10 protein-coding genes and 1 pseudogene are annotated in these 14,280 nt (G+C 46.3%); 3 read left to right on the top strand and 8 right to left on the bottom strand.

The features are described 5' to 3' along the window. Nucleotides 1-104: 104 nt before the first annotated feature. Nucleotides 105-620 (bottom strand): DUF6125 family protein, encoded by a 516-nt coding sequence (locus LEP1GSC061_RS17360; RefSeq protein ID WP_016546167.1) that lies wholly within the window; start codon nucleotides 618-620, stop codon nucleotides 105-107. A gap of 215 nt (nucleotides 621-835) precedes the next feature. Between LEP1GSC061_RS17360 and LEP1GSC061_RS17355 the strand changes: the two genes are divergently transcribed. Then, nucleotides 836-1,480: a DUF4349 domain-containing protein gene (locus LEP1GSC061_RS17355; protein WP_016546842.1), complete on the top strand. Its 645-nt coding sequence runs from the start codon at nucleotides 836-838 to the stop codon at nucleotides 1,478-1,480. Nucleotides 1,481-1,486: 6 nt separating this feature from the next. Here the strand turns inward: LEP1GSC061_RS17355 and LEP1GSC061_RS17350 are convergent, their stop codons facing one another. Then, nucleotides 1,487-2,290 (bottom strand): CPBP family intramembrane glutamic endopeptidase, encoded by an 804-nt coding sequence (locus tag LEP1GSC061_RS17350; protein WP_016546485.1) that lies wholly within the window; start codon nucleotides 2,288-2,290, stop codon nucleotides 1,487-1,489. Nucleotides 2,291-2,313: 23 nt separating this feature from the next. Further along, the gene (locus tag LEP1GSC061_RS17345; protein WP_016546562.1) at nucleotides 2,314-2,964 is read right to left on the bottom strand and encodes a hypothetical protein; all 651 of its coding nucleotides are present in this window, start codon (nucleotides 2,962-2,964) and stop codon (nucleotides 2,314-2,316) included. A gap of 115 nt (nucleotides 2,965-3,079) precedes the next feature. Between LEP1GSC061_RS17345 and LEP1GSC061_RS17340 the strand changes: the two genes are divergently transcribed. After that, complete coding sequence (locus LEP1GSC061_RS17340; RefSeq protein WP_016546054.1) at nucleotides 3,080-3,991, top strand: TIGR01777 family oxidoreductase; 912 nt, start codon at nucleotides 3,080-3,082, stop codon at nucleotides 3,989-3,991. 12 nt (nucleotides 3,992-4,003) lie between these two features. On the opposite strand, the gene LEP1GSC061_RS17335 is transcribed toward LEP1GSC061_RS17340, so the two are convergent. After that, the gene (locus tag LEP1GSC061_RS17335; RefSeq protein WP_156844575.1) at nucleotides 4,004-5,041 is read right to left on the bottom strand and encodes a hypothetical protein; all 1,038 of its coding nucleotides are present in this window, start codon (nucleotides 5,039-5,041) and stop codon (nucleotides 4,004-4,006) included. Nucleotides 5,042-5,325: 284 nt separating this feature from the next. On the opposite strand from LEP1GSC061_RS17335, the gene trxA reads away from it, so the two are divergent. Further along, nucleotides 5,326-5,631: a thioredoxin gene (trxA, locus tag LEP1GSC061_RS17330; protein WP_016546540.1), complete on the top strand. Its 306-nt coding sequence runs from the start codon at nucleotides 5,326-5,328 to the stop codon at nucleotides 5,629-5,631. Nucleotides 5,632-5,848: 217 nt separating this feature from the next. On the opposite strand, the gene LEP1GSC061_RS17325 is transcribed toward trxA, so the two are convergent. From LEP1GSC061_RS17325 to metG, 4 genes and pseudogenes are all read right to left on the bottom strand, one after another. Beyond that, on the bottom strand, nucleotides 5,849-7,576 hold the full coding sequence (locus LEP1GSC061_RS17325; RefSeq protein ID WP_016546154.1) for an acyl-CoA dehydrogenase family protein: 1,728 nt from the start codon (nucleotides 7,574-7,576) through the stop codon (nucleotides 5,849-5,851). A 164-nt stretch (nucleotides 7,577-7,740) separates the two neighbouring features. After that, on the bottom strand, nucleotides 7,741-9,462 hold the full coding sequence (locus LEP1GSC061_RS17320) for a glycoside hydrolase family 13 protein (protein WP_016546050.1): 1,722 nt from the start codon (nucleotides 9,460-9,462) through the stop codon (nucleotides 7,741-7,743). 13 nt (nucleotides 9,463-9,475) lie between these two features. Beyond that, nucleotides 9,476-12,106: a [protein-PII] uridylyltransferase family protein gene (locus LEP1GSC061_RS17315; protein WP_016546669.1), complete on the bottom strand. Its 2,631-nt coding sequence runs from the start codon at nucleotides 12,104-12,106 to the stop codon at nucleotides 9,476-9,478. A gap of 35 nt (nucleotides 12,107-12,141) precedes the next feature. Continuing rightward, nucleotides 12,142-14,178, bottom strand: a pseudogene (metG, locus tag LEP1GSC061_RS17310) (methionine--tRNA ligase); the annotation flags it as partial. Nucleotides 14,179-14,280: the final 102 nt, after the last annotated feature.

Below are 14,280 nucleotides of genomic sequence, written 5' to 3'. Positions count from 1 at the left end.
CCAAGGATGGCGAAGCGAGTGCAAAAGACGCCGTGGAGCTCAGTCGAACACGAAGTGAGACTGCGTAACGGCGAGCCCCGTCGTTCACCCCACTTTTCCACTTTTTAACCATTTGGAAATTTCACAGAAAATCTCATCTCGCAACGCCCTACCGTATGCTTCAAACACCCGCCGAAAACGGGATCAATTTCATAGGAAATACCTAACTCGTCTAGCCAACCGGCCATGCGATCCACAATACCGCAGTGATAGCTTTCGATATATCCGAGCCTTTTCACTCCTTCGTAGGCAAAGCATCTGGGAACTTTCCATATTATCGTGGACGGACGTTCAAAGAGAATTTCGAAATCCATGAAATTCCCGCGAATGACTCGAAACCCTGTATCGATAAATTCCTCCAATTCTTGGAATGTCCGTACCTTACGCACTTGCAACGCCCTACGAAGACGCTTCGCTTCCGCCTTCGCCATCATGCGAACGGACGCTTTATTGACTAGATTCGCTTTCTCGATACCGAATTCCTGAATGCAATTGGCGAACCATAATGCGTCATGTGTCATCCAATTCGCGTTCAACAACTCTCGCACGGTTTCTTTGCCTAGATCTTCGTATTTGGTCATATTCCCGTCCTATATTCGGACGCATTGTATACGCAATAGATCCGGGAACCTAACAAGAAATAGAAAAAGCAGCATGATTGTTCTCATATATTTTGCCTCCGACGAAAAGCTAAACGAATTTCGATCTCGCTTATCCGCTCCGAATCAATACCTCTTCCCAGGGCGAAGCCTGAAATTTCTTGCACAAATTCGGAAAACAGAGAATTCTTTCCGATATGCATTTCCGTATTTCTACCTTATTTATCCTATTCTTCTTAGGTTGCGCGTCCACGGCAAACTATGATAGAGCCGCTTCTTTCAAAGAAGCGTCGACGACCGACGACGGGAAAAATTCGGAACCTAGAATCATCGTCTACGATGCCAGATTGGAATTGGAAACCAAAGATCCGGAAACGGTGTCCAAAGCGATCGCGGATTTAGCTGGAAAATACGAAGGCTATACGGTGGTTTCCGGCAATCGATATACCAAAATCAGGGTATTATCTAAGTATTTCCAAAAGGCGATATCCGATATCGAAACCCTGGGAGAAGTAACGGACAAGGAAGTATCCGGCAAGGACGTAACCGAAGAATTCACCGATACCAAGATCCGTTTGGAAAACAAGACCAAAGCGCGAGACAGGTATCTGGAGCTTTTAAAGAAAGCGGAGAACGTGGAAGCGACATTGAAGGTCGAAAGAGAATTAGAAAGATTGAATACTGAAATCGAAAGTTATAAGGGTAAAATAGAAAGTCTTAGTCATTTGGCCAAATATTCGACCGTCCAAGTCCGCATCGAAAAGAAAAAGACCTTAGGTCCCTTAGGATATGTTTTCTGGGCGATAGGAAAAGGGATCCGACTCCTATTCGTTTGGGACTGAAGAAATTTAACGCACCGAGAAAAGAAGGATCATCGCTATGGTTAAATCGGCGAAGAAATGAACGGATACGGGAAATAAAATCCCTCCGGTCCGAATCCTAAGGAGGCCCGTCATGAGACCGTAGATTGCGGCCAATCCCATTCCGGACCAACCTCTAGGGAATCCGTTTAGATGCATGGCGCCGAACGCAATGGCTTGGATACAAAGAGGCCAGGCCCCGTTCTTCCAGATCGTTTCCAGACTTTCCATTATGATTCCTCGAAACAGGAATTCTTCCACGATCGCATTGATGACGGAGAAGCCGATTGCCGCTCCCAGCAGTACCCATAAATCGCCTGCTGGAAATCTTCTTCTTAGATCCTCCAAATCATCGTTCCAAAAATAGAACCATAAAAGCAACGCGACGGATGCGGATAATATGAATCCGAATCCGGAAAGCCATTCGAACTTGGAAACCTTTCCTCGTCGAAACCATCTAGCCAATCCGGATTTTCTCACGGACTTCCAAGATAGAAAATAGAAGATTAAAGCGACTCCGGCCCCTAAAGGCCATAATCTTTGCGCATAAGGAAAACTGGATAAGAGAGTCAGAACCAGAAGAGGAAATGTAAGATAAAGCAAGGCCTTAAATCTTAGGAAAAGCCCCAAAAAAACGAAAGGGAATAGAATCGTAGGTGCAAGAAAACGGGAAATAGTAAAAGGCAGTACGGATAAACAAAGTACGAAAACGGAAACTAGGATTAGTACGCTTTCCAATTTTCCGGAGGAATACTCGGGGAGATCTTTTCGATTCTCTGCTTTAAATTCCATTTCTTATATTCTTTCCAAATAGTTTATTCTTCCGAAATTTCTATATCCTTAATACAGGATTCCTTTCCGATCTTGGAAAAACTGCCTTGGACCGCCCAAATCACGATCCCTTTCGGATATTCCGACTTAGGAACCTGTGAGAATTGTTTCTGCAAAAGAATCTCCGCCTCGCCGGATCGGGAAAAATCCAGAACGGCGCTTCGGTATTCCGTATCGTCGGGTAAGCGGGACTCCTTATCCACGTTGATGGCTTCTCTCTCCAATACTCGCAAAGATAAAGGAGGCGCGGATTGGGAGCATGCGATCACTCGAATCCTTTTCCAAGGAGTCGGTTGATAAACCCCCTCTTTCAATCGATGAGAAAGTCTCAATTCGGCATCGAAATCCCATTCTCTCGACGACGGTCTTAATTTTTTCCATTCCGTGGAAAGGTTTCCGTCGGCGATATAAGGAGCCTGGGAGGATCTGTCCTCCAGATAGGAGTCCGTGAAATCGAAACGTAAAAATGGAGGCTCGGATCGATAGAATTCCAATTTGGAATCCGAAGTAACGATTAGGTAATAATTGGAAAGAATCAGTCCGGCGACGAAGATTACGGCCAGAATTTTAGGAACTGCGTTAGACTTTTGGATTTCCACTCCACTCAATGTCCCGATTTCCTTGCGAAGAATCAACTCTGATTTCCTTTCTTCTTGTCGAATGGAAACCGATCTTGGATCATGATCCCTAAGAGACTTAGGCAAAAAGTTTTTAATTCTTTTCGGAACAACCGGCAAGGAGCGAGTATAAATGCTCATCGGAATCACAGGCGGAACCGGGCTCATAGGATCCATGTTGGCCATTCGTTTAAAAGCGGAAGGATATAAAGTCAGACTTTTCAGTCGTAGCGGAAAATTGCCTCAAAGACTCCAAAGAATATCGGAATGGGATGTGCGTATCGGATCCCTACCCACCCGAGCCGACCTCGAAAATGTGGACGTTCTTATCAATCTAGCGGGAGAGCCCATTGCAGGAGTGCGATGGACTCCCGAATACAAACAAAGGATCAGAAGTTCTAGGGTCGATTTTACCCGGGATCTTGTAGGAAGACTTTCCTCCCTGGGAGAATTCGGTCCCAAGGCTCTTTTTAACGCATCCGCAATCGGAATCTACGGATCTTTCGAAACTGCGACTCCTCCCTTCGACGAGGATAGCCCTGCCGCCGAAGACGAGTTAGGCGAACTTTGTAGATCCTGGGAAGAGGAAGCTCTCGAAGCCGAAAAAGCCGGGATCAGAACCGTTCTACTCAGAACCGGAGTGGTCCTGACTACGGAAGGCGGGGCCTTAGCGGCGATGCTTCCGGCGTTTCGACTTTTTGCGGGAGGACCGATCGGTTCCGGAAACCAAATACTCTCCTGGGTGCATATTGAGGACCAACTTTCCTCCATACTCTTCCTACTCAAAAGAGAAGAGTCTAGAGGAGCGTATAATATAGTTTCTCCCGAACCGTTATCCAACGATCAATTCAGCAAAGTTTTAGGCAAGGTATTGGGCCGTCCCGCATTCACCAGAATTCCCTCCTTCGCTCTTTCCTTGGCCTTCGGAGAAGGAGCTATGGTGGCCACTCACGGGCAAAGGGTCGTTCCCAAGAGACTTCTGGAAATGGGTTATAAATTTCGCTACCCGAATCTGGAAACTGCCTTAAAGAACCTTTTGGGATAATATTCGAATTCTTTAAAATTCGATCGGCATAAAAGCGGATAACTGAAACGTTCTAAATTCGTAGGTATATCCGTTTTCCTTAAACAAAGGCCCGCCGAAGGCCAATCGGAATTTCATAGGTCCGATCTTACCCGTCTCGAAGTAAATCATGAACGAAAACGCATTCTTAACGCTGACATTGACCTGAGACCGGGCCAGGCTGCTAATGGTGGCAAGCTCTAAAGGAGTGTATTGGGCCTGATTTCCCAGCAATAAATATAACGGATCCGCACTCAATAATCCTTTGTAGGCGTAGTAGGCCCCCAGGAGTTCCAAATTGTTTCCCTGGCTCAGATTCGCGAGAAGGTAATTTATGATCGGATCCCCGTTCGAGAAGTTTACGTTTCCGTTCAAGAATTGGATTGCCGAGATATTATCCAAAAATTCCGCCCTAGAAGCCGTTCTCATGGTGGCGACGGAGGCAAGACTTAGCCCAGGATCCATGAAATCCACCGACCCGGTCAATCTTACGTTTGCAGGCCCCGCTCCGATTCCCAAGCGAAAAGAATCCGGTTCATCCTTCCCGAAATATAGGATCGGAATAAACATAGAATATTGTCCCCTCATTCTGGTTCCCACGTCCTGCTTGGATGCACCGCTATTTCCGGAATCGGATCCTTCCGAGGAACCGCTCTGGGACTGTACAGGAGGTTCGACGAATTGATTGTTCAGATAAAATTCGGAATTATGAATGAGAAAATGAATCCCCATCCATTGGGAGAGCTGGATCTCCTTGGACTTAAGGTCCAGCATCCAAGAAACGTTAGCCGGATCCTTTCTGGTCATCGTCGCGTTATGTCCGTTACCTGTGATATCCACGGTAACCAATTCCGCGTTCACTCCCGGATAAATGGAAAAATACTCCGGCTTCTTTGAGCCCGAGGAATCGTTCGAAGAGTGGAAAGGCCACTTCTTCTTCTCTTCTTGGATCGGTGCGTTTTGGGTCCTGTCCCGATCCGAGGAAACCCCGGTCGCGTCTGGAGAAAGTCCCTGGGCGGAAAGTCCAGACAAAAGTAAGATCGGTAGGATTCCTAAATATCGACAAACTCTGAAAATAAGTTTTTTATATACCATGGTTGGCGCAGGTTTCTCATTTCGTGTAATAATCGCAAGTATATTCAAAATTAAGAATATATTACTTTAACCCTACGAAGGGCCCGATTCCTAACGCCCGTATTCTTGATCCGATTTCCTGCCAAAAACACCTCGGATTGGGGCAAAAAAAAGGGACTGAAATCGAAAACGAATTGTCCATGTCGATTTAGAACGAGTCTAATCTTCGTATGGAAAACACAATGCCTGGTTCTTTTAACGACCTACTCAAAACTCATGACAAACCCATCCTAGTGGATTTCTGGGCCGAATGGTGCGGTCCCTGCAAAATGGTAGCCCCGGAGCTGGAAAAATTCGCACAGGCTCATAAGGGCGAAGTCACCGTCGTAAAAGTCAATATCGACGAGAAACCCGAATTGGCGCAACAATACGGAGTCCAATCGATTCCTACACTTGTGCTTTTCAAGGGCGGACAGATCGCCGAGAAAGTCGTAGGCGCAATTCCGCAAGCTCAGATGGAAAAGGTGTTTGCTCCTAAATTAGCTTAAACCAAAAAGCTTCCGGTCCGGGATCCTGAATCCCGGACTTGAAAATATTCTTTATCGGAAATTTTTTCTTTCGGGCGGCCCCCGAGATTCTCTCGGGTCGCGCTACTACGGGCTCCGCTCACGCTTCGGTCGTTCCGACTGCTTCGCACCCTACATATCGCTGCCGCGATTGCGGAAATAGGAATCGAATCCTAGAATCCGATTCCTATAAATCGATTTACCAATTTACTATCTCGTCCACTTCTTCCTGAGAAAGACGGAAGGCTTCGTAATCCCCTTTAGCATTCGGCAAAGAACGGAATAGAAAAGCTCCCAGACCCTTGGCGAAGGAATCGAATTTGGATCTTTTCTTCCCGGCTTTACGATCGTGAACGGACTGCTCCAAAAATTCCGCAAGGGCCAAAGCGCCGTAAGCCTGATCGGATAGATCCACGCGGTAAGTTTCCTTCCACTCCCTAGGCTTTTCTTCTATGTTCCGATTCCATTCTGCGAGAAGATCCGCCCCTAATTTCGCGGAATCCTTGAGTTCCCGGTATTCCGATGCGGCTTGGAAAATTCTTCCCAACTCGCTCACATAAGAGTCGCGAATCTTGGCACGGTTCATGGCGCCCAAGGCATGATCGGTTATGATCAAATGGGTTCCTTCCCAGGTTTCATTGATGATACAATCGTTATGGAGTCTAGGAAGGCAGGTATAATCTCCGATGATTCCCGAACCTCCTAACGCCATGATCGCCCTATGAGTGATCTGGGAAGAAAGTGAGGAAGATTTATACTTCATTAGAGGAGTGGAAATCTGTTCCGCAAGAATCCCCTTTTCCGCCCAATGGATGCCTCTGAAAATCGGCATGACCACAGCTGCGTATAGGATCCGCATCTCGGCCAATTCTCTGGAGTAAGCGGCAAAATCCTGGATCTTCTTTCCGTAAGCGGTTCTAAACCGGGAATATTCCCTGGCTTCCATAAAGGCCCTGCGAGACATACCCGCTGCAGCTAGTCCCACGTGAACCCTAGAAGTTCGGATCACATAACGAATCAAATTGGCGATCCCGTGAGCGGGTCTGCCCAAGGCCTCCGCTTCCAAGTCCTCATAGACGATTTCCACGGTAAGTTTTCCCTTAGAACCGATAATATCTTTTTTTCTTAATATATGATGGCCGTTCAGAGTACCGTCGTCCTTGATTCTAGGAACCAAAAAGAGTCCTATGGTCTCCGTATCCTCCACCTTAGCGGTAGTGACCCAAAGATCCCCCGGATTGGAGCAAAACCATTTTTCTCCGTTTAGGATCCATTTCCCGTCCTCGCCTTTTCTTGCTACGGTTCGATTGGCACCAACGTTACTTCCGCCCACTCTTTCCGTCACATATTGGCCCGCCATAAAATGCGAATGGGAACCCTTACCTGCTACGAGAGGGAGATATTTTTTCTTCTGTTCTTCCGTCCCGATTCCTTGTAAAACCCGGATCATTCCTTCGGTCATCGCCAAAGGACAGGTAACGCCGCCCTCTCCGTTTTGGTTGGCAAGATAAGTCAAGGCCTGTCTGTGCAGATCGGTAAAAGGATGCTTCCATTCATCATGAAAATCTAAATTTACGATTCCGTAATCGTAGGAAATCTTTCTGGAGAGTTTCTGTTCGGTGGAATAAACGATCTCGTCTATCCGATTTCCGGTCCGGTCGTATTTTACGACTTCCCCGTATTTGCCTTCCTTATGGCAGGCCTCGGTCAACTCGTCCAAGGTACCTCCCACTAGATGCCCGTAGCCTTGAAGGTGCTCGACCATGGCTTTTTTATGGGAAGGATCGTAATCCGCAGAGTATCGATCCACGATTCTCTGCAGGATTCTATCTTCATCGTAGAAATTCTTACCGCGATTCCCTTTATAATCGCTTACGTCGTATGAGGCCAGACCGGGATTCTCGGCCAATCGTAATGGATGATTCATATCAGTTCCTAAAAGAAGAATACTTCTTATGAAACTATATTAAGCCGAAGGATTCGAACTGCGACTATTTTTTCCGATCGAAGAACGGAGTCGTTCGAATCGAACGACGTTTGTTTTGCTTCCCAAGGAACCGAACGAAGCTCGATAATAGGAATCGTCCCGAATCAGTATTCGAGAACCATTCCCTCGTAAGGAGCGATTTCGAACACTACGGGGATTTCCATCTTTTCAGGCTTTCTATGTGTGGAAATCAGGACCTGGGCGGTACGATTCGCATTCGCTACAATCTTCTTAGGTTCGTTCTCGAAATTGAGAATAATCAGACATTTCTTCTTCTCGTACTCGCGGGTGTATTGCAACACTCCCGGAGGAGAATCGTAATCTAGAGCCAAGGTTCCCTTCTTGAGTACGTCGTTTCCCTTTCGGATCCATATTAACTTTTTATAAAAATTGAGAAGACTATCTATGGAACGGGATTCGCTTTCCACGTTGATATTCTCGAAACGGGAAAATACGGGCAACCAAGGATCCGCAGAGCTAAAGCCGCCGTTGGCCTGAGCCGACCAGCACATAGGAAGTCTACAATTATCTCGGCTAGGATACACGGGCCAATAACGTTTCCCGACGGGATCCTGGATCCGATTCTTAGGGACTCTTTCGTCCATCATACCGATTTCCTCTCCATAATAAAGGAAAGGAGTTCCTCTCAGGGTTAAGAGCATCATCGCGGCGATCTTCGCTCGATGGATCGTTTCTCTACCTTTAGAATAACGGGTGATATGTCTTTGAAAATCGTGATTGCTTAATGTGTAATTGGGCCAGCCCTTATCTCTCAGGCATTTCTCCCATTCTTTCACAACATCCCGGAATTTTTCCGCTCTCCAAGGAGTATAGAAAAATGCGAAATTGAAAGCGAGATGCAGTTCGTCTCCTTTCGCACCATAATAGGATGCAGGGAGCGCGCTCGTGCCGGGAGGTTCCATCATGACTTCTCCCACTGACATTCGATCGCCGTAGGAATCCAAAAGCTTTCTCAAGTCCTTTAGAATATCATGAAGTTCGGGACGATTACGATCGTAGATGTGATTCTGGCGGTCGAAAGGACGAGCCAACCATCTCTTTCTAGGATTGCTTCTAAATTCTCCGTCCTTAACGAATAGATTTACCACGTCCAAACGGAAACCGTCCACACCCATATCCAGCCAATTCTTGACCATTTGGAAAATAGCCTTCTTGACCTCGGGATTTCTCCAATTCAGGTCCGGCTGTTCGGAAAGAAAGGAATGATAATAATATTGCTCGGTTTCCTTATCGTAGGTCCAGGCTCTTCCCCCGAAAGTACCCATCCAATTATTGGGCGGACCTCCGTTAACCGGATCCTTCCAGATATACCAGTCCCGTTTAGGATTGTCTTTGGAGGACCGGGACTCCACGAACCAAGGATGCAGATGGGAAGTATGATTCGCTACCAGATCCATAATGATACGGATCTTTCTTTTATGAGCTTCTTTTAATAAACGTTTGAAAGTTTCGATGTTTCCGAATACCGGATCGATATCCTCGTAATCGGAAATATCGTATCCGAAATCGAACATCGGAGAAGGATAGATGGGAGATAACCAAATCGCGTCTATCCCCAGGGAATTCTGAGTCCCGTCGTTCAGATAATCCAGCTTCTGGATGATTCCTTCCAGATCTCCGATCCCGTCCCCGTTGGCATCCCTAAAGCTTCTGGGATAAATCTGATAAACGACTGCGTTTTTCCACCAGTCCGCCTCGATTTTTTTCGTACGTCGGGTTGGACTTGGCTTCTGAATCGGTCTCGCCGAAGATTTTAGATCTTTTTTCCGGCTGGAAACGGCGACGGAACGGGTATCTGAATCCATACCTGGACCATTTTTAAAAGACGAGTTCCCCTGTCATCCTTTCCATGGCTTGGATTTCCAAGATCCTGGTCTCTAAATTACGTAATAATTCGGGATCCTTGACCTGTTCTCCGTCTTTAGTCTGTAAATAAAATGAATCATAGGCGTAATCCGCCGAAGTGGAAACTTTTAAATAAGAAACTTTTAAACCGTATTCGAAAACTTTCCTTAAAATACGATAAACGAGCCCGACCATATCCGGCATCCGGACCTCCATAATCGTAGTATCCGGACCGTCCTCGTTGGTGAATTTTACGGAGCGATTGACGATGCTCTCGGGTATCGTCTTACGTGGATTCCATTCGGTTCTTTCGAAGGCGATACTATCCCTTTGCAATCTCCCTTTGGCCATCAGCCTCAACTTACCTTCCATTCGAGAAAGTTTATCCGGAGAGATATTACCGCTCCCTTGGGAATCAGTCACTTGGAGTATATGAATTTGGAAATCTCCGTATCCGTAACTTTGCATACCCACAAGATTCAAACCCTCGGAAGAAACGGAGCAACAAAGATCCAATAGGATTTCGGGAAGGTTCCTACTTACCGCCTCCACAGTAAAGAACGCAGGATCCTGCTCAGTATCGAAGAAGAGGTCCTCGGATTCGTTCTGACTAAGAGAAGCAATAGCTTTAAAGTATTTTAATATCTTTCGATTGGAGACGGATTTAAGAAAACTCTGCGGAATAGCGGAATAAGCGAAAGCCGCGATTGTCTTGGCCATCTTAGGATCCTGTCCTTCTTTTTCCGTCAAATAAGAAACCAGATCCTTGGAAAGGGCGATTCTCTCTTCTTCTACCGTTATCGATTCCTCTATCGGCTTGCTCCGGAAAAAATCTATCGTATTCTTATAAAGAACGTTTAATATCGCCTTCTTCCAATTTGTAAGAACGTTGCTTCCCACGGACTTGGTATCGATTACGGTAAGAATATAAAGCAACTTCAATCTCTCGGGAGAAGCGACCGTCCTTGCAAAATTTCGGATAAGTATCTTATCCGAAATATCCCTCTTAGAGGAAAGTTCCGACATCAGAATATGCTTCTCCACGAGAAACCGGAATAGATCCGTATCTTCCTCGGATAGTCCGAGACGATCTCCTACGGACACTGCCAGTTCCGCTCCGTACTCGGAATGATCGCCTTCTTTCACTTTTCCCGCGTCATGCAAAAGAATCGCCAAAGCGAGTATCTCCGTCTTGGAACATTCTCGGTAGACTTCCAGTATCTCCCTGTCTTCGAATTCTCCTTGGTCCAAACGATCGAGCTCGTGCAAAATGAGAAGAGTATGCTCGTCCACCGTAAATTCGTGGTGATAACTGAATAGGGGAAAGTTCGTACAGGCCCCGAACTCCGGAACCAATGCGCCCAAAACCTGGCATTCATGCATTATTTTTAATATTCTTCCCCTATCCTTGGGGTTTCTAAGAATATTCAGGAACTCTCCGTTCACTTCTGCCGAGTATCTGAAATCGTCGTCCAAGAAATGGGATGCGAAACGAATCTCCCCGAGCAAAGTTCCGGAGATCAGAAACCCGGTCTCCTGTATCATCCGGAAAGTGAGTAAAATATCCTTATATAATGTATGAGGATTCGCGAATAGATTCCCTTCTTCAGGAGGAAATACCGAATTTCCTACGCGCATAAAAGGCAGCCCTTCGTAGGAAAAACTCAGCGCCTCTCCTGACTTGGCTCGTTCCAATACGGAATCCAGGTACAATCGAATGATAAAGAAAACGTTTTTTTGGTGACTGTAGAGGATGTTCATGAACTTCTCCACGGTCTGGAGCTCATCCTTACTTCCGAAGCCCAGATACTCCGCAACTTCCGGTTGTAGATTCAGATCCAAGCGATCGTTTTTTCTCCCGCTCAAAACATGCAAGGCGATCCGAACTCTAAGAAGGAAATCGTAAGCTTCTTCTAATAATTGGATCTCTCCTCTCTGAAATACTGGCAATAAGGCGAGACCGCTCAGAGAAAGAATGGGATTCAGGGATTTCTCTCTCCAATATAAATGTTGGATATCCCTCAAGCCGCATAAATCCGTTTTGAGATTCGGCTCGGAAAGTAGAATCGGACGATCTTCCCGTAAGAATCTTTGGGACAATTGGATTTCTTTGGCCTCGTTGTATCTGGCGGAAAATTTAACCGGAAGCTTCTCCAAGAATTCGATCCGGTATTTGTGAAAAAGCTCTTTGGATCCTGTCAGGAACCTGCTATCCAGGATCGCGTGATAACTGGACATATCGTCCAGATAGCGGAAAGACTCCTTGATCGTTCGGCAAGTATGGCCTACTTCTTTCCCGGAGTCGTATAAGTAGGTGTTTATCGAGGAGATAATCTGAGAAAGCTTGGCGTCGGGAACACCATTATGTAGATATAATATATCTACGTCGGAATGGGGAGCCATTTCCATCCGCCCATAGCCGCCGAGAGCGATGAGCGCCACTTCTTCCCCTTTTTTTAAAATCCCGGAAGCCTTTTCGAATCGGCTTCTCAGAAAAGAATCCACAATGAACGTAAGTTGTCTGGATACCAATCTGCCGGAGACGGACCTGCTTTTTTCCAAAAGCCTTTGGAAGCTATAAGATATGTCTAATTCTAGAGGCATAATCTATTCTGTCCGATCCGACAAGAGGTCCTGTCTTATTTCAGCTTATCCCCCGGCTCCGCATTGCGATGAGGAACAAATAAGCTGAGAGTGTCTCCTTCACCGGAAGCCAACAGCATGGCCTCGGAAAGTCCGAACTTCATTTTTCTAGGTTTCAGGTTCGCTACTGCTACGATTTTTAGACCGGTCAAATCCTCGGGTTTGTACGCTGCTTTTATGCCGGCGAATACGTTTTTGGTTCCTAAAGCTCCCAGATCCAATTTTACCTGAACCAACTTGTCCGCACCTTCGACCGGGCCGGCCTCTAGGATTTTACCTACTCTCAGATCCACCTTAGAGAGATCCTCGATGGAAATTTCGGATATATTGGCCACACCTTCGGTCTTGGTCGCCGGAGGAGCGGAGGGCTTGGTTTCTTGCGTTACGTTTTCTTCCAACATGGTTTGAATCGCCTTTTCTTCCACTCGCTTGGTGATCATTTCATAAGGAGAAACGGAGATAGACTCCAGATCCTCGCTTAGATCCTCGAAGGAAGGTTTATTCTTCTTTCCTAATAGATGATAAATTTTTTCCGCGGCCTTGGGAACCACAGGAGAAAGATAAATGGCAAGAATCCTTGCCGCATTCAATGCGACGGTTACGGTTTCTCTAGCCGCCTCCGCGTCCGTCTTGATTTGGATCCAAGGAGCCAAATCGTTTACGTACTTATTGGCAATATCCCCTAAACGGGAACATTCCTTCATCACGCGGGTATAATTTCGCGCCTCGTACCATTCTCGTATTTTAGGCTCGGCGGATCTCAATTCGTCTAAAATCTTCTTTCCTTCCGGATTCAATTTTCCTAATTTACGATCCAATTTGTCCAGGATGGAAGTGGAGACTCTAGAAACCAGATTCACGAAATTTCCGACCAGATCGGAGTTCACTTTGGCGGTATAATCGTCGAAGGAAAGATCCAGATCGTCCATGCCGGCCCCTAGTTTTCCGGATAGATAGAAGCGCAGATGTTCCGGATCTAGATGCTTGAGATAGCCTTCGGCCCGTATGAATGTGCCTCGGGACTTGGACATCTTCTCCCCGTTGACGGTAATGAAACCGTGGACATGTACCTGGGAAGGAGACCTATACCCGCTTCCTTCCAGCGTCGCAGGCCAGAATAGAGTATGGAAATATAAGATATCCTTTCCGATAAAATGCGAAATCTCCGCAGAAGGATCCTTCCAGAAAGAATCGAATTTTTTCCGATCTCCTCGGAAGAAATTCAAACTGGAAGCCATGTATCCGATAGGTGCGTCCAACCATACATAGAAATATTTCTCGACTTCTCCGGGGATCTTGAATCCGAAATAAGGCCCGTCTCGGGATATGTCCCAGTCCTGTAGTCCGGATTGGAACCATTCTTTCAGCTTCTTCTTGACTCCTTCGGCCACATGACCGTCGGACTCCACCCAGCCTGAAAGATATTTTTCGAAGTCTCCCAGTTTAAAGAAGATATGCTTTGAATTTCGACTAACGGGAGGTGTGCCACATAATGCGCAATGGGAATCCTTCAGATCTTTGGGAGAATATGTAGCGCCGCAATTTTCACAGCTATCTCCGTACTGATCGGGAGTGCCGCAATTAGGACAGGTTCCCTTAATAAAACGATCGGGAAGGAACATCTTATCGGTATCGCAATAAGCCTGTTCGATTTCCCTTTCTGCGATGTGTCCTTTTCCCTTTAAGGAAAGATAGATTTCCTCGGAAAGAACTCGATTTTCCTCGGAATTAGTAGTATAATAATTATCGTATTCGACAAGAAAGCCGGACAGGTCCCTATAATGTTCGGTTCTTACCCGATCGATTAGCTGCTCGGGACTGATCCCTTCTTTTCTGGCGGCAAGCATAATGGGAGTGCCGTGAGTATCGTCGGCACAAAAGAAATAGCATTCGTTACCGATGGATTTTTGGTAACGAACATAAATATCCGTTTGGATGGCTTCCAGAACGTGTCCCAGATGGATGGGACCATTCGCGTACGGCAAAGCCGAAGTAACGAGAATCCTACGTTTCGTTTCTTTTCTCACAGAGTCAGATTGAGAAAAATTCCCGCAAAAGCAACATGGATTTTCATTGCAAAACGATAGGTCGGGTTAAAATACAACGGAAAAATCGGAACGAGAACGAAAGGAAGG

The organism is Leptospira wolffii serovar Khorat str. Khorat-H2 (genome assembly GCF_000306115.2).
In the GTDB taxonomy this organism is placed as follows: domain Bacteria; phylum Spirochaetota; class Leptospiria; order Leptospirales; family Leptospiraceae; genus Leptospira_B; species Leptospira_B wolffii.
This window is presented reverse-complemented; position numbering and strand designations above follow the sequence as displayed.